This is a genomic window from Streptomyces sp. NPDC054883, from assembly GCF_053610645.1.
In genome coordinates, this window is sequence record NZ_JBSGYT010000028.1 from 24,472 (window position 1) to 49,323 (window position 24,852).

Here is a 24,852-nt window from a genome sequence, read left to right on the forward strand (position 1 = left end):
CATGGGCTCATGAGAACGCGTCCGGTGCTCGTCTACGACGGAGACTGCGGCTTCTGTACGGCCTCGGCCGGAGCGGCCCGGCGCCTGCTCCGCCCCTCGTGTGAGTTCACCCCGTGGCAGTCCGCCGACCTGCAGTCCCTCGGCATCACCCGGGAGCGGGCCGAGTACGAGGCGCTGTGGGTGACTCCCGCCGGGGAGGTGTACGGCGGCGCGCAGGCGGTGGCGAGACTGCTGCTCAGCGCCGGCCGGGGATGGCCGGTCCTGGGGGCGGTGCTCACCCTGGCGCCGATGCGGTGGATCGCCCACGGCGTCTACCGGGTCATCGCGGTCAACCGGAGGCGGCTGCCCGGCGGCACCCCGGCCTGCGCGGTGCCGCGGCCGGGAGCGGGCCGGGGGTTGTCCGGCGGATCAGGGCCGGACCTCCTCTAAGCCGCGGCCGCCCCCGGACCTGCCCCGGTTTTGATCGGCCGGGCCCGGCGGCCGTAGGGTTGGCCGGCAAGCGGACCATGACCATGATCGACGATGAGGAGCAGCCGTGAGCGAGTCGGCGTCCACCGCCCTGCAGGAGCAGATCGCCCGGGAACTCCAGGTGTCGGACACCTTCGACGCCGAGCTGGAGATCGAGCGCCGGGTGGCCTTCCTCTCGGAGCGGCTGACCTCGACCGGCCTGCGCGCCCTGGTCCTCGGCATCAGCGGCGGCGTGGACTCCACCACCGGTGGGCGGCTGTGCCAACTCGCCGTCGAGCGGGCCCGGGCCGGCGGCCACGAGGCGGCCTTCTACGCGATGCGGCTGCCGTACGGCGTCCAGGCCGATGAGCGGGACGCCCAGCTCGCGCTCTCCTTCATCAAGGCGGACCACGTCCTGACGGTGGACGTGAAGCCCGCCAGCGACGCCGCGCTGGCGGCGGCCGTCTCCGCCGGCGTGAGCTTCCGCGACGCCCACCACCAGGACTTCGTCCAGGGCAACATCAAGGCACGCCAGCGCATGATCGCCCAGTACGCGGTGGCCGGCGCCCACGAGGGCCTGGTCGTCGGCACCGACCACGCGGCCGAGGCGGTCTCCGGCTTCTTCACCAAGTTCGGCGACGGCGCGGCCGACGTGGTGCCGCTGACCGGGCTGACCAAGCGCCGGGTGCGGGCCGTCGCGGACGCCTTGGGCGCCCCCGCCGAGCTGGTGTGGAAGGTCCCGACCGCCGACCTGGAGACCCTCGCCCCGGGCAGGGCCGACGAGGACGCGCTGGGAGTCACGTACGACGACATCGACGACTTCCTGGAGGGCAAGCCGGTCGACGAGCGGGCCTTCGAGACCATCGTGCACCGCTACCGGCTCACCGGGCACAAGCGGCAGTTGCCCCTCGCCCCGTAGTCGTCTGTCGCGCCGCCCGGCGCGGCCACCGCGGCGGCGCCGGCCCGGAGTCATCTGGTGAAGACCGCCCGGGCGATCCCGTCGGGGGCGGCGCCCGCCTCGGCGACGAGCTCGCCGTCGGCGGACCAGATCCCCGAACGGCCGGACGTGTGGTCGAACCCGCCGCCCGTCGGCCCCGCGAAGGCCGCGGTGGCGACCCACACCCCGTGGTCCGCGGCGACCCGGCGGGCGCGCTCGCCGTGCAGCCCGGCCTCGTGGTCGGCGTGGACCACCCCGGCCAGGTAGCCGTCGATGCCCAGCGCGGCCGTCTTCGCGGCGTGCTCGGGAATGCCGGTGTCGCGGCAGACCGCCAGCCCCAGCCGCCACCCGTCCACTTCGATCACGGCGGGCTCTCCCGGCACGAACCGGGCGGACTCGCTGCCGTGCAAGTGGACCTTCGCGTACGCCACGCGCGCACCGGCTCCGTCCACGGCCAGGACGCCGATGCGCGGGCCCGGCACGGGTGCGCCGACCAGCGCGAGCGTCCCGGTCTCGGCGCAGGCGGCGACGATCGGAGCCAGCCGGTCGTCGTCCGGGGAGACCGGCGTCGCCGCGAGCTCGTACCCCGTCAGTGACATCTCGGGGAACACGACCACCCGCGCGTCCGCCGCCCTGACGGCCTCGGCGTGGGCCACCGCGTTGGCCGCCACGTCGTGAGCCGCGCACCTCGGCTGCGCCACCGCGATGCTCAATGTCTGCTCCACCCGAACTCCCCTGGTCACGTCCTACGCATCACCTCACCCTATGCAGCGGCCGCCTCCCGGCCGTTCCGCCGCAGGTCACTGCCCGCCGCCATGTCGAGCGGACCGCCGGAGATTCCGTGTGGGCCCGCCGTTGGATGCGCAGACTCGGCCCCATGGCGCACATGGGCGCGTTCCGGGAGGCGGTCGGCCGCTGGGCGGCCGGCGGTCCCGGCGAACCGGCGGGTGAGCCGGCCGTACGACTGGGCCTGCGGACGGCGGTGCGGTGGAAGAAGGCCCCAGTGACCTCGCGTCCGCCGAGGCGCCGACTGCGAAACGGGCCCGGGCGCCGCACCGGAGCGGGAACCCGGATGGATCTGAGTATCTGCGCTCTTACCGGTGCGGGGACGGGCCCGAACACTGGGGTCATGTGCGAAGGAATCCGGATACGTGTTCTCCCCCTGTTGACGGCCCTGGTGCCGGCGGCGCTGTCGATGGCGCTGTGGGCTGCCTGGCTGGGCTGGGACCAGCACCGGGACGTCCACCCTGACGGCTCGGTGACCGGCCCTTACGAGACGTGGCAGGTGGTCGGGCTCGGGGTGACTCTGCTGGCGCTGGTGTACTGGGCAGCTTCCCGCAAGCACATCGCCGCAGCCGTGCTCGGCACCCCCGCCGGACTGACCGCCGCCGCGTACTACGACTGGTCGGACGACTCCAGCGGGCTCTTCGTCGTCGGGGTGGGCATGGTCATGATCGGCAGCTCGGTCGTGACCGGCGTCTTCTCGGCCTTGGTGGCCTCCCGCAAACGGCAGGCCGGTGCCGGGCGGCTGATCCGCTGATCCGCTGATCCGCTGATCCGCTGTGGGCCGTCGGGGGCGAAGTCGCCCGCACCTGCGTGCGCCTGCCACCGGGTGTCCGCACGAGGTCGGACAGTTGCGCTGGTCAAGGCACATGGCCCGGGTGCGGGCGGCATCGAGGGAGCGACCGATGGACGCAGCAGGACCACCGGACCGCAGGGCTCTGCTGGCCGGCGTACTCGCGGGCGCCACCGTCGGGCTCGTGGGGTGCGCGTCGAAGACTGGCGCCACGCCGGCGGCCGGCGCGTCGGCGACGGTGCGGCCGGCCACTCCCGCCGAGGCGTTCGCGAGGCTGATGGAAGGCAACGAGCGCTGGGTCAGTGGCGACCTCCGGCATCCCGACCGGGATCCGGACCGGCGTCAGCTGGTGGCCCAGTCGCAGGAGCCGTTCGCGGCGGTCCTCGCCTGCATCGACTCCCGGGTCCCGCCCGAGCTGCTCTTCGACACCGGGCTGGGCGACCTCTACGTGATGCGCACGGGCGGAGAGGCGGTCGGTCCGGTGGTCACCGGTTCCGTCGAGTACGGGCCCATGACCAGTGGCACTCCGCTGATCGTGGTCCTCGGGCATCAGCGCTGCGGCGCCGTCGAGGCCGCGTACAAGTCCCTTCGTGACGGCAAACCGCTGCCCGGCAACCTCCAGGCGATCGTCCGGGCCCTGCAGCCGGCCTACGCGCAGGCGGTGCGGGAAGGCGGCACCGACCCGGTCGAGACCATGGCCCGCGCCCAGGTCACGCTGACCGCGACGGGTCTGCGCTCCAACCAGGACCTCGCCCCGCTCGTCGAGAAGGGCGCCCTCGGCGTGGTCGGCGCCTACTACTCGCTCGACACGGGCAAGGTGCAGGTCCTCTCGGGCCGCCCCTGAACGGGCAGGACCCCGGGCTGGTTGCCCGTGCGGGGGCAGCCGCCTTACGCTCGCGGCATGCCGCGCGAGAGGGAAGTGCCGCCGCCGGCCGATGTGTTGCGCGCGGCCTACGGTGCGTTCGACGCCGTCGTCGTCACGATCACGGACGAACGGTCCTGGCTGCCGACCGGCTGTGCCGGCTGGTCGGTGCGCGATCTGGTCTTCCACTGCCTGGCCGACGCGCAACGGGGCCTGGTGGCGCTGCACACGCCCGCCGAACGGGCCCCGGACCGGGACGCGGTCAGCTACTGGGCGGACTGGGGCCCGGACCCCCTGGGCGCGGCCAACGGCCGGCGGTTCAACCGGGTCGTCGCCAGCATGTTCCTGCACGTCGAGCAGTTGTGCGGGCTGTATTCGGAGACCGCGGGCGCGGTGGTGGACGCCGCGGCCGGAGCCGCGGCCGGCCGGCCGGTCGCCACCCAGGGCCACGTGCTGCGCGCGGGCGACCTCATCCGCACGCTGGCCGTCGAGGCGACGATCCACCATCTCGACCTCGTCGCGTTCCTCCCCGACGCGCCGGGCCCTTCGGCAGCGGGGCTCGGCCAGGTGCGCCGTACGCTGGACGGGCTGCTCGGCCGCCCCGTACCGGTGGCCTGGGACGACGCCGCGTACGCGCGCGCGGCGACCGGGCGCGCGCCGCTGACCGAGGCCGAACGGGACCGGCTGGGCGCGGACGCCGCCCGGTTCCCCCTGTTCTGTTGAACCGGCCGCCGCCCGACGGCCATAGTGGACAGCGACCGGGATCCTTCCCTCAACGGAGGCGTGGATGAAGCGCGTTGTCTCTCTGATCGTCTCGGCGGCTCTCGGAGCGGGCCTGGTTGCCGTCGGCGCGGGCCCGGCGTCCGCGGACGCCTACGACTGTCGCACCTGGTACGAATCCAGCACCACTGCCGCCGGTACGTGCACCAACGGCACCGGCGAGTTCCGGGTGTACACCAAGTGTGTCCGGACCCTCGCGAAGGACTACACCGTCTACGACCCCACGTGGAACCGCGTGGGCACCACCAGCACGGCCACCTGTTACAGCGGGGGCCGGGCCACCGGCGCGGGCATCCAGGTGCGCTGATCCGACGACGGCCGGGCCGCGCGGCGCGCACGGCCCGGCCGTCATCGGCACGTGACTCCAGTCACTTGAGCCACGGATGAGACATGGCTTCCGGGGGCACCGGGCAAGAGCGGGGATTCCCAGGTCGCCGCGGGTCCGCCGCGGTACCGGAACCGGAGGTACAGCGCGCCGTGTCGGAGCAACACACGATTCACACAGCCGGGACGTGGCGGTCCGCGGTCTCAGGGGCCACCAGGGAGATCCTGGATCCCGCGGACGCCACCGTCCTCGCCGTGGTCGCCGAGGGCGACGCCGCCGACACGGACGCGGCCGTCAGCGCCGCCCGGGCCGCCTTCGACGGCGGACCGTGGCCGGGTACCCCGGTCGCCGAACGTGCGGCGCTGCTGCGCCGGACCGCCGACCTGCTCCAGCGTGACCGGGAGCACATCGGCCTGCTGGAGAGCCGGGACGCGGGCAAGACGCTCGAAGAGGGCCGTGTGGACGTGGACTGCGTCAGCGACGCCTTCCGCTACTTCGCGGACCTCGTCACCGGGGAGGGCGCAGGCCGGGTCGTGGACGCCGGCTCCCCCGACATCCACAGCGTCGTCGTCCACGAGCCGGTCGGGGTGTGCGCGCTGATCACCCCGTGGAACTATCCGCTGCTCCAGGCCAGCTGGAAGATCGCCCCGGCCCTGGCGGCGGGCAACACCTTCGTCATCAAGCCGAGCGAGATCACCCCGCTGACCACGGTGGCCCTGATCAGGCTGCTGGTGGAGGCCGGCCTGCCCGCCGGAGTCGCCAATCTGGTCACCGGCCCCGGCGATCCGGTCGGCGCCCGCCTCGCCGCCCACCCCGACGTCGACCTGGTCTCCTTCACCGGCGGCCTCGCCAGCGGTACGAAGGTCATGCGGGCGGCCGCCGACACCGTCAAGAAGGTCGCCCTCGAACTCGGCGGCAAGAACCCGAACGTGGTCTTCGCCGACGCCTGCGCCACCGAGGAGGGCTTCGACACCGCCGTCGACCAGGCCCTCAACGCCGCCTTCACGCACAGCGGCCAGGTGTGCTCGGCCGGCTCCCGGTTGATCGTCGAAGAGCCGCTGCGCGAGCGGTTCGTCGCCGAACTCGCCCGCCGCGCCGAGAAGATCCGCCTCGGCCGCGGCACGGACCCGGGGGTCGAGTGCGGCCCGCTGGTCTCGGCGGCCCAGCTCGAACGGACGCGGTCGTACGTGGCCTCCGCGCTCGCCGAGGGCGCCGTCCTGCGCGCCGGGGGCGAGCGTCCCGAGGGGCCGGGGTACTTCTACCGCCCGACCGTCCTCGACCGCTGCCACCGGCGGATGCGCGTCGTACGCGAAGAGGTCTTCGGGCCGGTCCTGACCGTCGAGACGTTCCGCACCGAGGACGAGGCCGTCGCCCTCGCCAACGACACCGAATACGGCCTCGCGGGCGGCGTCTGGACGGCGGACCACGGCCGGGCCCGCCGGGTGGCCGGGCGGCTGCGCCACGGCACCGTATGGATCAACGACTTCCACCCCTACCTGCCGCAGGCCGAATGGGGCGGCTTCGGGAAGTCCGGCATCGGCCGCGAGCTCGGCCCGTCGGGACTGGCCGAGTACCGCGAGACCAAGCACGTGTACCAGAACCTCGCCCCGCGCCCCGTGCGCTGGTTCGCGGGCTGACGGGGGGGCAGGAGAGACATGACCGGCACCACGCACCACTCCGACCGGCCCGAGCCCGAGCACGAGTACGACTACGTCGTCGTCGGCGGCGGCACCGCCGGCTCCGTGATCGCTTCCCGGCTCACCGAGGACCCCGACGTCACCGTCGCCGTCATCGAGGGCGGCCCGAGCGACGTGGACCGCCCCGACGTCCTGACCCTGCGCCGCTGGATGGGCCTGCTCGGCGGGGAGCTCGACTACGACTACCCCACCACGGAGCAGCCTCGCGGCAACTCGCACATCAGGCACAGCCGGGCCCGCGTCCTGGGCGGCTGCTCCTCGCACAACACGCTCATCGCCTTCAAGCCGCTGCCGTCCGACTGGGACGAGTGGGCGGACGCGGGCGCCGACGGCTGGCACGCGGCGGCCATGGACCCGTACTTCGACCGGCTCCTCAACAACATCGTGCCGGTCGGCGAGGCGGACCGGAACGCCATCGCCCGCGACTTCGTGGACGCGGCGCAGGACGCGCTGGGCGTGCCCCTGATCGACGGCTTCAACCGCAAGCCGTTCCACGAGGGCGCCGGGTTCTTCGACCTCGCCTACCACCCGGAGGACAACAAGCGCTCGTCGGCGTCGGTTGCCTACCTCCACCCCGTCATGGACGGCCGGCCCAATCTGCGGCTGCTGCTGCAGACCTGGGCCTACCGCCTGGAGCTGGACGGCACCCGGGCCCGCGGGGTCCACGTCCGCGCCGAGGACGGCAGCAGGTCGCTGATCACGGCCCGCCGTGAGGTGCTGGTGTGCGCGGGCGCCGTCGACACCCCGCGGCTGCTGCTGCACTCCGGCATCGGCCCGCGGCGCGACCTGGAGGCGCTCGGCATCCCGGTCCGCCACGATCTGCCCGGTGTCGGCGAGAACCTGCTCGACCACCCGGAGTCGGTGATCGTCTGGGAGACCGACGGCCCGATCCCGGAGAACTCGGCGATGGACAGCGACGCGGGCCTGTTCGTCCGGCGCGACCCGGACTCCCCGGGGCCCGACCTGATGTTCCACTTCTACCAGATCCCCTTCACCGACAACCCGGAGCGGCTCGGCTACGAACGCCCGGCGCACGGCGTGTCGCTGACCCCGAACATCCCCAAGCCGCGCAGCCGCGGCCGTCTCTACCTCACCAGTGCGGACCCCGAGGCCAAACCGGCCCTGGACTTCCGTTACTTCACGGACGAGGAGGACTACGACGCCCGCACGCTGGTGGACGGGATCAAGCTGGCCCGCGAGATAGCCGCGACCGAGCCGCTGGCGGGATGGCTGCGGCGCGAGGTCTGCCCGGGCCCGGAGATCACCGGCGACGAGGAGCTGAGCGCGTACGCCCGCTCGGTGGCACACACCGTCTACCACCCGGCCGGCACCTGCAAGATGGGCGCCGACGACGACGAAAGGGCCGTTGTGGCACCCGACTTGAAGGTGCGCGGCCTCGACGGCCTGCGCATCGCCGATGCGTCCGTCTTTCCGACGATGCCCGCCGTCAACCCGATGATCGGAGTGCTCATGGTCGGGGAGAAGGCCGCCGATCTGCTGCGGGGCGGTGATGTCCGGTGAACACGACCCTGACCGGTGCGGTCGCGCCCGGCACCGGAACCACCGACTCCGCCGTCTTCGCCGTCGAGGGCCTGTGGAAGGTCTTCGGCCCCCGGCGCAAGGCCGCCCGGGTCCCGGGCTCGGAGTACGCCGCCCTGCCGGCCGCCGAGCTGCGCGAGCGGACGGGCTGCACCGCTGCCGTGCGCGACGTCAGCTTCGACGTCCGCAAGGGCGAGGTCTTCGTCGTCATGGGCCTGTCCGGCTCCGGCAAGTCCACCCTGGTGCGCTGCCTGACCCGGCTGATCGAGCCCACGGCCGGCTCCCTCGCCATCGACGGCGAGGACGTCCTCGCCATGGACGCGGCCCGGCTGCGCGAGCTGCGACGCCACCGCGCCGCCATGGTCTTCCAGCACTTCGGCCTGCTGCCGCACCGCACCGTGCTCGACAACGTGGCGTACGGGCTGGAGATCCAGGGCATGAACCGCGCCGAACGGCGGGCCAGAGCCGCGGAGATGGTCGCCAAGGTCGGCCTCGAAGGCCTTGAGGGCCGCCGGCCCGGCCAGCTCTCCGGCGGTCAGCAGCAGCGCGTCGGCCTGGCCCGCGCCCTGGCCGCCGATCCCGAAGTCCTCCTGTTCGACGAGCCGTTCAGCGCACTCGACCCGCTGATCCGCCGGGAGATGCAGGACGAGGTGGCGCGGCTGCACCACGACGAGGGCCGCACGATGGTCTTCATCACCCACGACCTGACCGAGGCGCTGCGCCTCGGCGACCGGATCGCGCTGATGCGCGACGGCCGGATCGTGCAGCTGGGCACGCCCGAGGAGATCGTCGGCTCGCCCGCGGACGACTACGTACGGGACTTCGTCCGCGACGTGCCGCGCGAGCAGGTGATCACCGTACGCAGCGCGATGCGCCCCGCGGTGGCCGACGAAGCCGCCCAGGGGCCGGCGCTGACGCCTGCCGCCACGGTGGTGGAAGCCATCGAGGCCGTCGCACGCAACGGCGGTCCGGCGCGGATCGTGGACCACGGCCGCTGCCTCGGCGTGGTCGACGACGCGGGGCTGCTCGCCGTGGTGGCCGGTCTGCCGGCGCCCGACGGCCGGGGGGTGGCGGCATGATGCCCCGCACCCGCTGCGCCGCCCCTGTCCCCGGCACCGGGCGGTGGCGGGGATGACCGCGACGACCACACCCGTGCGCGAGCCGGGCCCGCCGGGCCGGCTGCCCGTAGCACCTGCCGGACCCGACGGGACCCGGCGGCCGGACGACGGCAGACGGCCCGGCCGCGAGCCGTCCGGCGCCGGCTCGCCCGCAAGCCGCCTGAAGACGCTGTTCCTCCAGCACCGCGCAGGCCGCAGGGTCCTGCCCCTCGCCGTCGTCGCCGTGCTGCTCGCGCCCCTCGCGGTCTTCTTCCCCGGCGCCGCCTCCTGGCCCGCCTCGCTGGCCGTCGACGTGTCCGGGCCGCTCGGCCGGGCCGGCGACTGGATCATCGACAACCGGGACAGCCACCCGCTCTTCCTCTACTTCTTCGGGCACGTCAGCAACGCCGTGGTGGTGTCGGTCCGCGCGGTCTACGTGGTCCTGCTCGCCGCCGGCTGGACGGGCGTCACCGCCCTGGCCGGCCTGGTGGCGCTGCGTCTCGCCGGCGTCCGGCTCGCCCTGACCTGCGTCGCCGCGTTCGCCGCGTGCGGGCTGCTCGGCATGTGGGTGCCGACCATGCAGACCCTGGCACTGATGGTCGTGGCCGTCGCCGCCTCCGTCGCGGTCGGCGCCGTGCTCGGACTCGTCGCCGGGACTTCGGCCCGCGCCGACCGCGCGCTGCGCCCCGTGCTCGACACCATGCAGGTGCTGCCCGCCTTCGCGTACCTGCTGCCCATGGTGCTGGTGTTCGGCATCGGCGTGCCCGCCGCCGTCCTGGCGACCGTGGTGTACGCGGCTCCGCCGATGGCCCGGTTGACCGCGCTCGGCCTGCGCGGGGCCGACGCCGGGGTGCTGGAGGCCGCGGCCTCGCTCGGCGCGACGGCGCGCCAGCGTCTCCTCACCGCACGGCTCCCGCTGGCCCGGCGACAGCTGATGCTGGGGGTCAACCAGGCCATCATGATGGCGCTGTCCATGGCCGTCATCGCCTCGGTGATCGGCGCCGGCGGCCTCGGCGACCGCGTGTACCAGGCGCTCGCCTCGGTCGACGTCGGTGCGGCGCTCGCCGCCGGCCTCCCCATCGTGCTGCTCGCGGTGGTCCTCGACCGGACCGCCGACGCGGCGGGCAGCCGGCTGGGTACCGCCCCGGTCCCGGCTGCGCGACGGCACCCGCTGCGCCGGGTGCTCGCCGGCTGGTACGGATGGCTGCTGACGCTGCTCGCGGCGGTCGCCGCGGCCGTCGCGGGCCGGATGGCGGGCACCTCCCAGTGGCCCGGTTCCTGGACCGTCCCGATCGCGGAGCCCGTGAACCGGGCGGTCGCCTGGATGACCGGCCACCTCTACTCGGGGGTCCCGGTGGTCGGCGGCACCGCCGACTGGGCGGCCCGCTTCACCGGCTGGATCCTCGACCCGCTGCGCTCCGGGCTGCAGGCCACGCCCTGGTGGCTGCTCCTGGCCCTGGTCGGCGCCCTCGGCCTGCTCGTCGGTACCCGGCGTACCGCGCTGACCGCCGTCCTCGCCCTGGCCGCCATCGGTGTCCTCGGCGCGTGGGAGCCGTCCCTCGACACCCTCTCCCAGGTACTGGCCGCGGTCGCCGTGACCCTCGTACTCGGTTTCGCCGTCGCCGTCGGCGCGGCCCGCAGCGCCCGCGTCCAGCGTCTGCTGCGCCCGGTGCTCGACGTGTGCCAGACCATGCCCCAGTTCGTCTACCTGATCCCGGTGGTCGCGCTGTTCGGTGTCGGGCGGGCGCCGGCCGCGGCCGCCGCCGTCGTGTACGCGCTGCCCGCCGTGGTGCGCATCACCACCGAGGGCCTGCGCGGGGTCAGCCCGGCGGCCCTCGAATCGGCCCGCTCGCTCGGCGCGACCGGTTCGCAGCAGCTGCGCCAGGTCCAGCTTCCCCTGGCCCGGCCGGCGTTGCTGCTCGCCGTGAACCAGGCGGTGGTGCTGGTCCTCGCCGTCGTCATCATCGGCGGCCTGGTCGGCGGCGGCGCGCTGGGCTACGACGTCGTCCTCGGCCTGGCCCAGGGCGACCTGGCCACCGGGCTGGTGGCCGGCGCCGCGATCGTCTGCCTCGGCCTGCTGCTCGACCGCGTCACCCAGCCCGTGAAGGAGGCCTGACATGCGGATCCCCCACCACGGGCGGTGCCCCGTCCGAGGGCGGCGCACCGTCGCCGCCCTCGCCGCCACGGCGTCCCTCGTCGCACTCACCGCCTGCGGGGCGGCCGACATGACCCGCCAGGCCTCCCCGTACGCCGCCGCGCAGGGCGCGAAGACCGTGACCCTCTCCGTCCAGTCCTGGGTCGGGGCACAGGCGAACACCGCCGTCGCGGCGTACCTGCTCGAACACGAGCTTGGCTACCGCGTCGACACCGTCCAGGTGGACGAGGTGCCCGCGTGGGACGCGCTCAGCCAGGGCAGGGTCGACGCGATCCTCGAGGACTGGGGGCACCCGGAGCAGGAGAAGCGGTACGTCGAAGGCAAGAAGACGATCACACCGGGCGGCGACCTGGGCGTGACCGGCCACATCGGCTGGTTCGTCCCGACGTACTTCGCCGAGGAGCATCCGGACGTCACCGACTGGAAGAACCTCGGCAAGTACGCCGGCCGACTGCGCACCGCCGAGAGCCGCGGCAAGGGCCAGCTGATGGACGGCTCCCCGTCGTACGTCACGAACGACAAGGCGCTGGTCAAGAACCTCGGGCTCGACTACGAGGTCGTCTTCGCCGGATCGGAGGCGGCGCAGATCACCCAGATCAGGCAGTTCGCCAAGGAGCACAAGCCGTTCCTGACCTACTGGTACGAGCCGCAATGGCTGTTCGAGCGGGTCCCGATGACGGAGGTGAAGCTGCCCGAGCACCAGGAGGGGTGCGACGCGGACCCGGAGAAGGTGAACTGCGCCTACCCGCACACGCCGTTGCAGAAGTACCTGAACACGCGCTTCGCGGAGAACGGCGGGAAGGCGGCCTCGTTCCTGAAGAAGTTCCACTGGACCGTCGCGGAGCAGAACGAGGTGGCGTTGATGATCGCCGAGGAGAAGCTGTCGCCGGAGCAGGCCGCCCGTAAGTGGGTGGAGCGCAACGAGCAGGTGTGGCGGCCCTGGACGCGCTGATCCGTCCGCCGCGCCGGCGCCGGCCGCTCGCCGGGCTCGGCCATACGGCTTGAAGTCGCCGGTGTCCGGGGAGGTGACGCGACGCGAAGGCTCCGTCTCCCTACCTTCGTGGGTGTTCCTTGCCCGATCGAAAAAGGTGGATTCGTGCGCTCTGTACGTTCTCTCGTCACCCTCCTCGCCGCCGGTGTCGTCATCTTCGGCGGTGCGTCCTCCGCCAGCGCGGACGTGAACGTCACCTACCAGCCCGAGCCCTCGTACACGTTCGTTTTCGGCAACTGGCTCCAGTTCGCGGCCGACGACGTGTTCAACGCGGGCCACGACAACACGGTCGGCTCCAACAACTGAGAGCGGTGATCCGCAGCGCCTTCTGCCGTCCGGCAGGGACGTGAGCGGACACAAGGGTGCACAATCGTTTACCCTGGGGGTAAACAGTTGTGCACCCTCGCCGTGTCCCGCTCTCGTCCCGCGTCTGGAGCAGCATGCCCCCCGCGATACCCGCACCCGGCGCGGCCCCCGCGCGCTCCCCGCGCCCCCGGGCCGTCGTGCCCGTCCTCGCCTTCTGCGGCGTGGTCGTCGCCGTCATGCAGACCCTCGTGGTTCCCCTGCTGCCGCACGTGCCGGACCTGACGGGCGCGAGCCCGGGCGCCGCCGGCTGGCTGGTGACCATCACCCTCCTGACCGGCGCGGTCTTCACCCCGGTGCTCGGCCGGGTGGGTGACATGTACGGGAAGCGGCGGGTGCTGCTCGCCTCGCTGGGCGTGCTCACCGTCGGTTCCGTCCTGTGCGCGGTCAGCTCCGACATCGGCGTGCTGATCACCGGCCGGGCCCTCCAGGGCGCGGCCCTCGCGGTGATCCCCCTGGGCATCAGCATCATCCGCGACGAGCTGCCCGCCGACCGGGTGCTGCCATCGATCGCCCTCATGAGCTCGACGCTCGGCATCGGCGCGGCGATAGGCCTGCCGGTGGCCGCGGTGGTCATGGAGAACTTCGACTGGCACACCATGTTCTGGGCGTCGGCCGCCCTCGGCCTGCTCGATCTGCTCCTGGTGCTCTGGATCGTCCCCGAGTCCCCGGTGCGCTCCCGGGGCACCTTCGACGTCCTGGGGACCCTCGGGCTGGCCGGTTCCCTCGTCGGGCTGCTGCTCGCGATCACCCAGGGTGCGGACTGGGGCTGGGCCTCCGGCCGCACGCTCGGCCTGCTCGGTGCCTCCGTCGCCGTCGGGCTGCTCTGGGGACGGTTCGAACTGCGTACCCCCTCCCCCATGGTGGACCTGCGGGTTTCCGCCCGGCCGGCCGTGCTGATCACCAATGTCGCGGCCCTGCTGATCGGTTTCGCCTTCTACGCGAACTCCCTGGTCACCGGCCAGATGGTGCAGGAGCCCACGAGCACCGGGTACGGGCTCGGCGCCTCCATCGTCGTGAGCGGCCTGTGCCTGCTGCCCGGCGGCCTGGCCATGGTCGCCCTCTCCCCCGTCTCCGCGCGGATCTCCGCCGCGTACGGGCCCCGTACCGCGCTCGCGCTCGCCGCCGCCGTCATGGCCGTCGGCTACGTGGTCCGCTTCTTCACCAGCCACAGCCTCTGGCTGATCGTGACCGGCGCCACGGTGGTGGCCTCCGGCACCGCGATCGCGTACTCGGCGCTGCCCGCCCTCGTCATGCGGGCCGTGCCGGTGAGCGAGACGGCCGCGGCCAACGGGCTCAACACCCTGATGCGCTCGGTCGGTCAGGCCTGTTGCAGCGCCGTGGTCGCCGCCGTGCTGGCCCACGTGACGTTCGTGGCCGGCGGCCGCTCCGCCCCGACCCTGCACGCCTACCTGCTGATCTTCCTGATCGCCGCCGGAGCGGCGCTCGCGGCCCTCTGCGCCACGCTCTTCCTGTCGTCGGACCGGCCCGGGGGCGGTGCCCCGCGCGACCGCGGCCCCCGGGGCGGTACGGTCACGGTGTCGGCGTCCGTGACCGCCGCCCGGGAGAGCGCATGAGCAGCACCGACGGATCCGCCGCCGCCACGGCCGGCGGGGAGGACGCTGCCGGGACCGGACGCGAGGCCATCGTGCGTGCCGCGCGCCGGGCGTTCACGTTGCGCCCGTACGGCGAGGTCACGATGCGCGGCATCGCCGCCGCCGCCGGGGTGAGCCCGTCGCTGATCGTGAAACGGTTCGGCAGCAAGGAGGCCCTCTTCAACACGGTCGCCGACTTCCGGACCGCCGCCGACGAGCTCTTCGCCGCTCCGCCGCCCGTGCTCGGGCGGCACCTGGTGCTGACCATGGTCGAGCTGCGCGACCGGTTCCGCGGGGACCCGCTGCTGCGGGTGGTGTTCTCGCTGGGCATCGAGGACGAGCGCACGCTGCTGCGCGAGCGGTTCCGCGAGCAGGTCACCGACCGGCTGGCCGCGGCCCTCACCGGGCCCGACGCCCAGTTGCGGGCCGAGCTCATCGCCGGCCAGCTGCTGGGTCTGGGCGCCACCCTGAGCCTGCACCGACCGGACGGCGCCGGCGCCCGGGCCGGCGCCGAACGGCTGGCGGACCTGTACGCGCCGGGCCTCCAGCGGCTCATCGACGGCGCCTGACCCGGCGCCGCGAAGGCAGCCCACCAGGGCCGGCCGCTGACCGCCTCGGCCGGCCCGGTGCCCGATCCCGTTCATGGAGCGGGCCAACGGGTGGCATGTACAGTTCAGTAGCCTCGTCGGCGATCACCGGACTGCCGCGCGTTTCGAGAAGGCGGTCACAGCATGAAAGCGGGCGTATCCGCGAACGGGGCACAGCCGCGCCTGGCCGTGCTCGACGGCATACGGATCCTCGCCGCCCTCGCTGTCGCCTTCTACCACTACACCGCCCTGGAAAGCGCATGGGGCAAACCGACCGACTCCGTATTCCCGGACGCCCACCGCTTCGCCGTCTACGGCTGGCTGGGCGTCGAAGTCTTCTTCCTGGTCAGCGGCTTCGTCATATGCATGAGCGCCTGGGGCCGTACCGTGGGGGACTTCGCGGCGTCCAGGTTCGCGCGCCTCTTCCCGGCCTACTGGGCCGGGATCATCGTCACTTCGGTCACGCTCTTCACCTGGCCCGAGGTACGAAAACTGCCCGTTCTCAGCGATGTCGTGGTCAACCTGTCCATGCTCCAGGGCGGATTGCGCATCCCGCACATCGACGACGTGTACTGGACGCTCTTCGTCGAGCTGAAGTTCTACGTTCTTTTCGCAGTCGTGGTCATGTGCGGTGTGACGTACCGCAATTGCGTCCTGTTCTGCGGTCTGTGGACGATTTCCGGGGTGGTTTCCGCCACGGCGGACAGCGGACTGCTGTCGTTCTTCGCCTTCCCGTCGTTCTCCCCGTACTTCATCGCCGGCATCGCCTTCTACCTGATGCGCAGATTCCGTCCGAGCGCCGTCCTGTGGGCCATCGTCGGCATCCAGTTCGTGCTGGCGCAGCAGTACGTCCGCGCCCGGATGGTCTCCAACCTGGGCAGCGCCATCGCCGAGCGGACGCCCGCCTGGCCCGCCCACGCGCTCATCACCCTCGGCTTCGTCGTCATGGCGGCCTGCGCCCTGGGCGCGCTCGACGCCGTCCGGTGGCGCTGGCTCCCGTACGCGGGCGCGCTCACGTACCCGTTCTACCTGATCCACATGATGGCCGGACTGACGCTCATCCACCGTTTCCGCGGCCAAGTGCCACCCGTCGCCCTGGTCCTGGGGGTCACCGCCCTCATGCTCGCCCTCTCGTGGGCCATCCACCGGCTCGTCGAAAAGCCCCTGGGTCCCAGACTGCGCCGCGCACTGCACCGCGGCATACAGGACATCCGCGTGCACAGCCTCTCCCGGTCACCGCTGCCACGGATTCCCGCCCAGGCGTGCGCGCCCGAGGCCGAACGGACGTCCTCCCTCCAGCGGGAACCGTCCGGGCGCCCCTGAGCGCGACGTGCCGACCCCAGCGGCCCCGTAGGCCCCGTAGGCCCCTCCACCCGTGACCTGTGAGAACGATCATCGCCATCAAGCACTCGACCGGACGGCAGTCGGTTGTACCGTCGGCCATGGACCACATCCCGCCACGCGGAATCGTCGATCTGCGTGGTGACTCCGGCCCGGACGTCCCGATCTCCTACCCGCACGATGCCGTCGTCGTCGTGGCCGGGCTTCCCGGCAGCGGGAAGAGTACGCTGCTCAACGCGTGGGCCGCGGCCGCCACCGTCGTCGATCCCCGCGCCACCCGCACCGCCTGTGAAACGCTGATGCCGTCCTGGCTCCCGTATCCGGTGTACCGGCCGTGGGCGCGGCTGCGGCACATGCGGTGGATACGTACGGAGATACGCGGCGGCGCGTGCCCGCTGCTCGTCCACGACTGCGGCAGCCGCGCCTGGATGCGCCGGTGGCTGGCCCACAACACCGACCGGGCCGGGCGGCCCCTGCACATGGTCGTGCTCGACGTCGGTTCCGACGAGGCGCTGTCCGGCCAGCGCGCCCGTCGGCGGCTATCCTCGCGGCGCGTCTTCGCCACCCACCAGAGGGGCCTGGCGCGACTGCTGTCCGGCGTCGAACGCGACGGCCTCGCGACGGTCCCGGGGCTCAGTTCCTTGGTACTGCTCGACCGTGGCTCAAGGGACCGCGTCCTGCCTGTGCGGTTCGGCCCACGGTCCCCCCGGGGCTGAACACGTAGCCACACGACCACCCTGCAGGGCATCGCGTTCGACTCGGTCAACGGGCACCTCTACACCCTGCAGACAGCCGGCGCTGTGGCCGGCGGCTCCGCCCTGCCGGTGGCCGACTCCCGCGAACCGGAGGGCATGGCCGTCTGCATGGGCCCCCAGGGCCTGCGTCTCTGCTTCGGCATAACGAACAATTCCCCGTCCGACACGCGCCGATTCGACCTCTGCTACAAGGTCTGAGCCGGATCCGGGGCGGGGCCGGCCGGCGTGGGTTCCGGCTGTGGATCGGCTGTGAAGCGACGTAGGGAGGGGCTCGGGGTGCGGGAGGAGTGCGGACAAGTTCTATATTCGTATGAACCATCCACACGCGGCCCTGCTGCGGTGAGCAGGGGGGACGACAGTGATGGCCGACACCGACGCCGCCGCGGGCACCCGGGCGGAGTCCCGCAGCAGCCGCAAGGTGCGCCGCAAGGCGCAGAACCGCAAGCGGCTGGGCATAGCCGCGGCCGTCGTCGCCCTGGGTGGCGCAGCCGCCACCGCGTACGCCTTCACGCTGGGCGGCGCCTCCGGGTCCGCTCAGCGGGAGGCCAAGCTCGCGGCGGCGAACGGGGCCGCCGGCGCGAAGGGCCCGGAGCAGCCCTGGGACGGCAAGGTCAAGATCCTCGGAGACGGCTCCACCTCCTACACCGGCCCGCAGCCCGGACAGCTCAAGCCCGAGCGGCTCAAGCCCGGCGAGAAGCCGCCGCAGTTCGTGGTGTTCTCCTGGGACGGCGCCCTGGAAGGCGACGACCACCTCTTCTCGCACTTCCGCCAGGTGGCCCAGGAGAGCAAGGCCCACATGACCTTCTTCCTGACCGGCATCTACCTGCTGCCGGACAGCAAGAAGTCGCTCTACCACCCGCCCCAGCACAACCCGGGCGCGTCCGCCATCTCGTACCCGACCGTCCCGCACGTGAAGTCCACGCTCGCGCAGCTGCGCGGTGCCTGGGCCGACGGCGACGAGATCGGCTCGCACTTCAACGGCCATTTCTGCGGGCCCAAGGGCGGCGGGGACTGGAGCCCCGACGAGTGGAAGAGCGAGATCGACCAGACGTACTCCTTCGTGAAGAACTGGAAGACCAACACCGGTTTCACCAAGGAGGCGCCCCTGCCCTTCGACCCGGACCGGGAAGTGGTCGGCGGCCGCGCACCCTGCCTGGAGGGCCAGAAGAACCTCCTGACCGCGATCAAGCCGTACGGCTGGCGCTACGACGCGAGCTCGTCGGGAGACTTCCAGCTGTGGCCGTCCAAGCCGGACGGCATATGGAACTTCCCCCTCCAGCTGGTGCCGCTCCAGGGCAAGGAGCTGCAGGTCCTGTCCATGGACTTCAACTTCCTCTACAACCAGTCCGGCGACAGCACCCAGGGCGACCCGGCGAAGTTCGCGGCGTGGCAGGCGCAGACCCGCGCCTCGTACCTGAACGGTTTCAACCGCGTCTACAACGGCAGCCGGGCGCCGATGTTCATCGGCAACCACTTCGAGGACTGGAACGGCGGCATCTACATGAAGGCCGTCGAGGACGTGATGAGGGACGTCTGCCCGCGCCAGGAAGTGCGCTGCGTCTCGTTCCGGGAGCTTTCGGACTGGCTCGACGCCCAGGACCCGAAGGTGCTGGCCCAGCTGCGGATGCTCGACCCGGCGCAGGCGCCGGACTGGACCACGTTGATCAAGTAGTCGGGCCCCGGCAGCCGCCGGGCGGCGCGTGCCGCCCGGCCTACTTCACCGCCTTGATGTAGTCGGCCCACAGGTTCAGCGCCCGGTCGCTGCCTGGCGTGGCCGGGGTGTCGCCGCCCAGCCCCGTCAGCGGCAGCGGAATCAGGTCGGTCAGCGACATCCGGTAGACCACCACGGCCGTGGACTCGCGCTCGGTGCTGCCGACGAACCAGCCCGCCGTGTTCGCGGCGGTCGTTCCCGTCTTGCCCGCCGCCCCGGGGTGCGCCTTGGCCACCGCCTTCGCCGACCCCTCGGTGACGGCGGACCGCAGGGCGTCCGTCACCTCATGGGCGGTCTCCGCCTTCATGGCCCGGACCGGGTTCGGGGCGGCGAGCGGCAGCGCGGCGCCGTTGCGGCTGACCGCTCGCACCGAGTAGGGGTCGGTGTGCATGCCGCCGGCGGCGAAGGTCTCGTAGGCGCCTGCCATGCGGATCGCGCTGGGGGTCGAGTTCTCGCCGAGTGCGAACGTGGGGATCCGCGGCCCGAGGCTCGCTCCGAGCAGGCCCGAGCGCTCGGCGAACGCGTCCACCCGGTCGAGACCGACGTCCAGGCCGAGCTGCAGCATCGGGGTGTTGACGGAGTTGGCGACGGCCTGGCGCAAGGTCACCTGGCCCCAGTTGCGTCCCTCGTCGTTTCGGCCCTTCACCGCCTTGCCGCTGCGGTCCCAGTACGGACCCTCGGGCGTCTGCACGGTCACCTGGTCGTTGCCGTCGTACGGGGTGGAAGGGGAGACGGGCGTACGGGCCTCGTCGCGCGTGCGCTGCACCCCCTCTTCGAGCGCGGCGGCGTAGACGAACGGCGTGAACGCCGTGCCGGCCGGGATCGTCGTCGCGTTCGACTCGTTGAAGCCCTGCTTGAGGTAGTCGGGGCCGCCGTACACGGCGAGCAGCCGGCCGTCCGGTGCCACGCTCGCCGCGCCGACCTTGGCGTGTTTGTCCGTGTTCGGACGCCGCTCGGCGTCGAAGTCCTTCTGGGCCTCCTGGACGGCGGCGGTCAGGGCCGTCATCCGGGCCTTGTCGAAGGTCGTGTAGATCTGGTAGCCGCCGAGGTCGAACTCGGCGTCCGGGATGTGGCCGGTCTTGATCGCGTACGCCTTCGCGAGCTCGACCAGGTAGCCGGTCTGCGCGCCGGGGGTGCCGGGTAGGGACGCGGCCGTGGGCTCGGGGAACTTCGTGTAGGTGGCGCGCTCGGCGCGCGAGAGCTGGCCGGTGTCGACCATGCGGTCCAGGATCCAGGACCAGCGCTCGACGGCCCGCGCGCGGTTCTCCTGGCCGAGCGCGGGGTCGTACAGCCCGGCGCCCTTGAGGAGGGAGGCGAGGAAGGCGCCCTCGCTGGGGTTGAGCTGCGAGACGTCCTTGCCGTAGTAGGCCTGGGACGCGCGCTGGATGCCGTAGGTGCCGCGCCCGAACCAGCTGGTGTTGAGGTAGTCCTGGAGGATCTGCTTCTTGTCCTTCTGGTTGTCCAGCTTCACGGCGAGCAGGATCTCGGTGAACTTGCGGGACAGGGTGCGGTCCTGGCTGAGGTAGGCGTTCTTCACGTACTGCTGCGTGATGGTCGATCCGCCCTGGGTCTCTCCCCCCGTCACGGCGGCGCGCAGGGCGCGCAGGACGCCGGACGGCGAGACTCCGGGATCGGAGTAGAAACTCGCGTTCTCGGCCGCGAGCACGGCGCCCTGGACCTTGGGGGGCACCTTGTCCAGCGGCATCTCCTGTCGGCTGACCCAGCCGGTGCGGGCCATCGTCGAACCGTCCGCCCAGTAGAAGACGTTGTCCTGTTGTTGGGCAAAGGAGTTGAGATCGTCGGGTATGTCGGTGGTGGCGTAGGCGATGGCGACGAAGCCCGTCACGGCTATGCACGCGTACAGACAGGCGCCCAGCCACTGGCGCCAGGAGGGTATCCACCGGCGCCAGCCGGTGCGGCCCGGCCTCGGGAAGTCGGGCCGCAGGCGCCGCAGTCGGCTGCGCGCCGCGGCGGCGGCCGGCGCGAGGGCGCCGAGGCGGCGCGCCTGCTCCCGGAGGCGGCGGAGCACCGCGAGGCCGCCGACGCGCGCCAGGACCCCGCCCGTACGCTTGGGGGCCGCCCGCCTGCCACGCGATCGCCCTCCTCCAGCCGAATCCTGCCTGCCCACTCCGAATGCCCCCTGTGCCGTGCTTTCCCCGCACACCCTAGATGCACTTGCTGTGAGACCGGGAGGCGGTGCCGACTTCCCGCCGCGGTCCGGGCCGATCGGCGCCCGAGGGGGAAACGGAGGGGGGCAACCCGGCAAATGGGGCGACCGCCCCTGGCGGCCGACGGCGAAGCGGAACGCGACCAAACCGTCGCCCAGTTGTGCGAAGATGCCGTCCCCCGGTTCGTGTGTACCGGGTGACAAGGGGAAACACAGTGATACCTAAGAGGTTCAGGCCCGCCGCCATCGCGGCCCTGACCGTGGCCCTGGCGTCCGGCAGCATGCTCGCCTACTCCGCGAGCGCAGGCACCGGACCCGAGGCGGCCGATCGCGCCACCACCGATTCCTTCGCCCGCATAGCCGACGACGTGCTCTCCCAGCGCACCCAGGCTCTGGTCGAGGCGCAGCCGGGACACCACGACTCCGGCCGCAGCTCGGCGAAGACGCGGTTGTCGGCCCAGCTGAAGAAGGACGAGGACGCGGCGATCGCCTCGCTGCGGTCCCGCAAGACGCGGCTCGCGGAGCTCGGCGAGGCCTACACGGGCGCCGACACCCGCGTCGCCGTCGACCGGGCCACGGTCACCGGCGGGAAGGCGACCGTCCAGGTCACCGAGCAGACCACGCTCACCTACAAGAAACTGCGCGGGGACGAGCCGGCCACCACCGACTTCCGCACGCGCTACGAGCTCACGCTCACCAGCAAGCGGGGCGGCGCCTGGGAACTGACCTCGATCAAGTCCCAGGAGAACGGCCCCGTCGCGGTCAACGAGCCGGTCGCGGCCGCGGCGAACGTCGTCAAGGACGACGGCAACCAGTACCCGGACGGCACGCCCGCGTCCACCAAGTACCCCGCCCCGGCCAAGCCCAAGGCGAAGACCGGCGGCGCCTACGACTACGCCGCCATGGCGAAGTACGCGGAGAAGTACTGGAGCAACTACAACCCTGCGTACCGGAAGTTCACCGGCGCCGGGGGCGACTGCACCAACTTCATCAGCCAGGCGCTGAAGGCGGGCGGCTGGAAGGCCGTGCCCGGCTCCTCCTCGGACTACCGGAACTGGTGGTACGACGGTGCCCGGCAGTCCGACTCCTTCGTCGGCGCCAACGAGTGGGCGTGGTTCACCCTGTCCAACCAGCGGGCCGCCAACCTGGCCAACGTCTACCAGGCGGACGTCGGCGACATCGTGCAGGTGGACTTCAACAAGGACGGGTCCAAGGACCACTCCATGATGGTGACGTACCGCAGCAGCGCGGGAATGCCGTACCTCACCTACCACTCCACCAATACATACCGCAAGTCCCTCGCGAGCATCATCGCGTCCTACCCGAACGCGGTGTACTTCGCGTACCGCACCTGACGGATGCCCTCCGGCCCCTCCTGCCGTGGCACCGCCACGGCAGGAGGGGCATGCGACATGCGGGAGTTTGTCCCGTTCGGGGTGTTCGGCGCGTTAGTTCCGGGTAGGGCGCAAAGATGAGCTACGTACACCCTGGCGAGGAGTACTCGCGCGACAGCCGGTACCTGACCACCCGGATCACCGCTGACGGACGCGACGGTTTCCCGGTGGAGCCCGGCCGCTACCGTCTCGTGGTGAGCCGCGCCTGCCCCTGGGCGAGCCGCGCCGTGATCGTACGGCGACTGCTCGGGCTGGAGGAGGCCCTGCCCATGGCCGTCGCCGGGCCGACGCACGACGAGCGAAGCTGGACCTTCGACCTCGATCCCGGCGGCCGGGACCCGGTGCTGGGGATCGAGCGGCTCCAGGAGGCGTACTTCGCCCGCGACCCCGGCTACGACCGGGGCATCACCGTGCCCGCGATCGTGGACGTGCCCAGCGGAGAAGTGGTCACCAACGACTTCCCGCGGATCACCATCGACATGTCGCTGGAGTGGACAGCCCACCACCGCGCCGGAGCGCCGGCGCTGTACCCGCCGGCGCTGCGGCCGGAGATCGACGCCGTGAACGAGGTGGTCTACCGGGACGTGAACAACGGCGTCTACCGGGCCGGTTTCGCAGGGTCGCAGGAGGCGTACACCAAGGCGTACGAGCGTCTCTTCGCCCGGCTCGACCAGCTCTCCGAGCGGCTGGAACGGTCCCGCTACCTCGTCGGCGAGACGATCACCGAAGCGGACGTGCGGCTGTTCACCACGCTCGTGCGCTTCGACGCCGTCTACCACGGCCACTTCAAGTGCAACCGGCACAAGCTCTCCGAAATGCCGGTGCTGTGGGCCTACGCCCGCGACCTGTTCCAGACACCCGGCTTCGGCGACACGGTCGACTTCGACCACATCAAGAGGCATTACTACCTCGTGCACTCCGACATCAACCCGAGCGGCATCGTGCCCGTCGGCCCAGACCCTTCGGGTTGGCTCGAACCGCACGGCCGCGCGGCGCTGGGCGGCCGCCCCTTCGGCGACGGCACCCCGCCCGGACCCCCCTCCCCCGCCGAGACCGTCCCACCGCACCACGCGCCGCCGACGGACGACCGGAGCTGACCCGGCCGGTGGTTTGACCCCGAGGCGTTCGGTCGCTTTGATCTCACTGGTCGGCGTTCGACAACGGGGGTGGTACCGGGCATGGTGGCTGGGCGGTCGCTGGGGCGGCAGTTCGGGTGGCTCTGGGCGGCGTACACGGTCAGCACGCTCGGCACGTGGCTCGCGTTCGACGCGTTCCCCTTGATCGCGATCCTCGTCCTGCACGCCGGGACCACGGAGGTTTCGGTGCTGGCGGCCGCCGGGCTGGCGGTCGGCGCGGCGGTGGCGGTGCCGCTCGGCCCGTGGGTGGAGTTCCGGCGCAAGCGGCCGGTGATGATCGCGATGGACCTGGTCCGCTTCGCGGCATTGCTGAGCGTCCCCGCGGCGTACGCGCTCGGCCTGCTCGGCTTCGCCCAGCTCCTGCTCGTGTCGATCGTCGTCGGGGCGGCTGACATCGCGTTCACGGCGGCCGGCGGCGCGTGTCTGAGGACGCTCGTGAAGCCGGAGGACCTGCTCGTCGCGAACGGGCGGTTCGAGTCCACGACCTGGACCGCCACCATGCTGGGACCGCCGCTCGGCGGTGCCGCGATCGGGCTGTTCGGACCGGTGATGACCGTGCTGGCCAACGCGGTGAGCTACCTGCTCTCGGCGGTGGGGATCCGCGCGATCGGCGGCCCGGAACCGCGCCCCGCGCGTACCGAAGCCGCGCAACGGCTGCGCGCCGGCGACCTCTTCGAGGGGTGGCGGTACATCCTCGCCGACTCGGCGCTGCGGCCCCTGTTCCTCAACACGATCCTGGTCAGCGGCCTGGTCATGGCGACCTTGCCGCTGCTCGCCGTCCTCATGCTGGGCAGCCTCGGCTTCGCACCCTGGCAGTACGGCCTCGCCTTCGCCGTGCCCTGCGTCGGCGGCCTGCTCGGCTCGCGCCTGGCCCCCCGGCTCGTCGCCCGGTTCGGGCAGCACAAGGTCATGCTCACGACCGGGGCGCTGCGGGCGTGCTGGTCGCTCGGGCTGGCCTTCATCGGGCCGGGCACCGCCGGACTCGTGCTCGTCATGGCGGTCGAGTTCGGGTTGATCACCTGCATGGGAGTGTTCAACCCGGTGTTCGCCACCTACCGGCTGGAGCGGACCCCGGCGGACCGGGTCGCCCGCACCCTGTCCGCGTGGTCGGTCACCAGCAAAGTCACCGTCGCCGCGCTGACCGCGCTGTGGGGCCTGCTGGCCGGCCTGACCGGTCCGCGCGTCGCGATCGCGATCGCCGGGCTGCTCATCCTGACGACGCCGTTCCTGCTCCCGCGCCGCCACCGGCCGCCCCGGCACGAGCAGGAACCGGCCCGGAGCCGTACCTGAGGCACGGCAACCCCCTCGCGCCGGAGGGCGGGCCCGGCGAGGCCGGAGGAGAATGGGGAACAGCGCATGGAGGGCCATGTTTCCCCTACTCCGATTGGTGGGCCGCC

The 24,852-nt window shown here is 72.3% G+C and carries 23 protein-coding genes; 21 read left to right on the forward strand and 2 right to left on the reverse strand.

Translation table 11 applies throughout. The features are described from left to right. The first annotated feature begins 9 nt into the window (after nucleotides 1–9). Together ACWGH1_RS21145 and nadE are read left to right on the forward strand one after the other, a co-directional pair. Nucleotides 10–429, forward strand: coding sequence for a thiol-disulfide oxidoreductase DCC family protein (locus ACWGH1_RS21145; protein ID WP_453355402.1), 420 nt, complete (start codon nucleotides 10–12; stop codon nucleotides 427–429). A 106-nt stretch (nucleotides 430–535) separates the two neighbouring features. Then, a complete protein-coding gene (nadE, locus tag ACWGH1_RS21150) occupies nucleotides 536–1,366 on the forward strand; it encodes an ammonia-dependent NAD(+) synthetase (RefSeq protein WP_453355403.1) in 831 nt (276 codons plus the stop codon). 50 nt (nucleotides 1,367–1,416) lie between these two features. Here the strand turns inward: nadE and ACWGH1_RS21155 are convergent, their stop codons facing one another. Next, a complete protein-coding gene (locus tag ACWGH1_RS21155; RefSeq protein ID WP_453355404.1) occupies nucleotides 1,417–2,109 on the reverse strand; it encodes a carbon-nitrogen hydrolase family protein in 693 nt (230 codons plus the stop codon). A 404-nt stretch (nucleotides 2,110–2,513) separates the two neighbouring features. On the opposite strand from ACWGH1_RS21155, the gene ACWGH1_RS21160 reads away from it, so the two are divergent. From ACWGH1_RS21160 to ACWGH1_RS21235, 16 genes are all read left to right on the forward strand, one after another. After that, a complete protein-coding gene (locus ACWGH1_RS21160; RefSeq protein WP_453355405.1) occupies nucleotides 2,514–2,924 on the forward strand; it encodes a hypothetical protein in 411 nt (136 codons plus the stop codon). Between the two features lie 148 nt (nucleotides 2,925–3,072). Then, nucleotides 3,073–3,804, forward strand: a complete 732-nt coding sequence (locus ACWGH1_RS21165) for a carbonic anhydrase (protein ID WP_453355406.1) — start codon at nucleotides 3,073–3,075, stop codon at nucleotides 3,802–3,804. Between the two features lie 57 nt (nucleotides 3,805–3,861). Next, nucleotides 3,862–4,545: a maleylpyruvate isomerase N-terminal domain-containing protein gene (locus ACWGH1_RS21170; protein WP_453408902.1), complete on the forward strand. Its 684-nt coding sequence runs from the start codon at nucleotides 3,862–3,864 to the stop codon at nucleotides 4,543–4,545. Between the two features lie 64 nt (nucleotides 4,546–4,609). Further along, complete coding sequence (locus tag ACWGH1_RS21175; protein WP_453408903.1) at nucleotides 4,610–4,909, forward strand: hypothetical protein; 300 nt, start codon at nucleotides 4,610–4,612, stop codon at nucleotides 4,907–4,909. A gap of 170 nt (nucleotides 4,910–5,079) precedes the next feature. Then, nucleotides 5,080–6,564 (forward strand): aldehyde dehydrogenase family protein, encoded by a 1,485-nt coding sequence (locus tag ACWGH1_RS21180; protein ID WP_453408904.1) that lies wholly within the window; start codon nucleotides 5,080–5,082, stop codon nucleotides 6,562–6,564. An 18-nt stretch (nucleotides 6,565–6,582) separates the two neighbouring features. Then, nucleotides 6,583–8,145, forward strand: coding sequence for a GMC family oxidoreductase (locus tag ACWGH1_RS21185; RefSeq protein ID WP_453356637.1), 1,563 nt, complete (start codon nucleotides 6,583–6,585; stop codon nucleotides 8,143–8,145). Continuing rightward, the gene (locus ACWGH1_RS21190) at nucleotides 8,142–9,242 is read left to right on the forward strand and encodes a quaternary amine ABC transporter ATP-binding protein (protein ID WP_453356638.1); all 1,101 of its coding nucleotides are present in this window, start codon (nucleotides 8,142–8,144) and stop codon (nucleotides 9,240–9,242) included. The genes ACWGH1_RS21185 and ACWGH1_RS21190 overlap by 4 nt, the downstream gene beginning before the upstream one ends. Nucleotides 9,243–9,294: 52 nt before the next feature. Further along, a complete protein-coding gene (locus ACWGH1_RS21195; RefSeq protein WP_453408905.1) occupies nucleotides 9,295–11,376 on the forward strand; it encodes an ABC transporter permease subunit in 2,082 nt (693 codons plus the stop codon). A gap of 1 nt (nucleotide 11,377) precedes the next feature. Then, on the forward strand, nucleotides 11,378–12,367 hold the full coding sequence (locus ACWGH1_RS21200; RefSeq protein WP_453355808.1) for an ABC transporter substrate-binding protein: 990 nt from the start codon (nucleotides 11,378–11,380) through the stop codon (nucleotides 12,365–12,367). A gap of 144 nt (nucleotides 12,368–12,511) precedes the next feature. After that, on the forward strand, nucleotides 12,512–12,712 hold the full coding sequence (locus ACWGH1_RS21205) for a hypothetical protein (RefSeq protein WP_453355807.1): 201 nt from the start codon (nucleotides 12,512–12,514) through the stop codon (nucleotides 12,710–12,712). A gap of 134 nt (nucleotides 12,713–12,846) precedes the next feature. After that, nucleotides 12,847–14,346 (forward strand): MFS transporter, encoded by a 1,500-nt coding sequence (locus tag ACWGH1_RS21210; RefSeq protein ID WP_453355806.1) that lies wholly within the window; start codon nucleotides 12,847–12,849, stop codon nucleotides 14,344–14,346. Beyond that, nucleotides 14,343–14,933 (forward strand): TetR/AcrR family transcriptional regulator, encoded by a 591-nt coding sequence (locus tag ACWGH1_RS21215; protein ID WP_453408906.1) that lies wholly within the window; start codon nucleotides 14,343–14,345, stop codon nucleotides 14,931–14,933. Before ACWGH1_RS21210 ends, ACWGH1_RS21215 begins: the two co-directional genes overlap by 4 nt. A 162-nt stretch (nucleotides 14,934–15,095) precedes the next feature. After that, on the forward strand, nucleotides 15,096–16,274 hold the full coding sequence (locus tag ACWGH1_RS21220) for an acyltransferase family protein (protein WP_453355678.1): 1,179 nt from the start codon (nucleotides 15,096–15,098) through the stop codon (nucleotides 16,272–16,274). A gap of 59 nt (nucleotides 16,275–16,333) precedes the next feature. Continuing rightward, nucleotides 16,334–17,008 (forward strand): AAA family ATPase, encoded by a 675-nt coding sequence (locus ACWGH1_RS21225; RefSeq protein ID WP_453355677.1) that lies wholly within the window; start codon nucleotides 16,334–16,336, stop codon nucleotides 17,006–17,008. A gap of 84 nt (nucleotides 17,009–17,092) precedes the next feature. Then, a complete protein-coding gene (locus tag ACWGH1_RS21230; protein ID WP_453355676.1) occupies nucleotides 17,093–17,245 on the forward strand; it encodes a hypothetical protein in 153 nt (50 codons plus the stop codon). Nucleotides 17,246–17,408: 163 nt separating this feature from the next. After that, nucleotides 17,409–18,719, forward strand: coding sequence for a hypothetical protein (locus tag ACWGH1_RS21235; protein WP_453355675.1), 1,311 nt, complete (start codon nucleotides 17,409–17,411; stop codon nucleotides 18,717–18,719). A 40-nt stretch (nucleotides 18,720–18,759) separates the two neighbouring features. Here ACWGH1_RS21235 and ACWGH1_RS21240 read toward each other — a convergent pair whose 3' ends face one another. Next, nucleotides 18,760–20,787 carry a transglycosylase domain-containing protein gene (locus ACWGH1_RS21240; RefSeq protein ID WP_453408907.1) on the reverse strand — a complete coding sequence of 676 codons (2,028 nt, stop codon included), beginning with the start codon at nucleotides 20,785–20,787 and terminating at the stop codon, nucleotides 18,760–18,762. A gap of 353 nt (nucleotides 20,788–21,140) precedes the next feature. Between ACWGH1_RS21240 and ACWGH1_RS21245 the strand changes: the two genes are divergently transcribed. The 3 genes from ACWGH1_RS21245 to ACWGH1_RS21255 all read left to right on the forward strand — a co-directional run bounded on the left by ACWGH1_RS21245 (nucleotide 21,141) and on the right by ACWGH1_RS21255 (nucleotide 24,745). Continuing rightward, nucleotides 21,141–22,280, forward strand: coding sequence for an amidase domain-containing protein (locus ACWGH1_RS21245; protein ID WP_453356813.1), 1,140 nt, complete (start codon nucleotides 21,141–21,143; stop codon nucleotides 22,278–22,280). A gap of 116 nt (nucleotides 22,281–22,396) precedes the next feature. After that, nucleotides 22,397–23,416 carry a glutathione S-transferase family protein gene (locus ACWGH1_RS21250; protein WP_453408908.1) on the forward strand — a complete coding sequence of 340 codons (1,020 nt, stop codon included), beginning with the start codon at nucleotides 22,397–22,399 and terminating at the stop codon, nucleotides 23,414–23,416. An 81-nt stretch (nucleotides 23,417–23,497) separates the two neighbouring features. Continuing rightward, entirely contained in the window at nucleotides 23,498–24,745 is a 1,248-nt protein-coding gene (locus tag ACWGH1_RS21255; RefSeq protein WP_453408909.1) for an MFS transporter, read from the forward strand. Nucleotides 24,746–24,852: the final 107 nt, after the last annotated feature.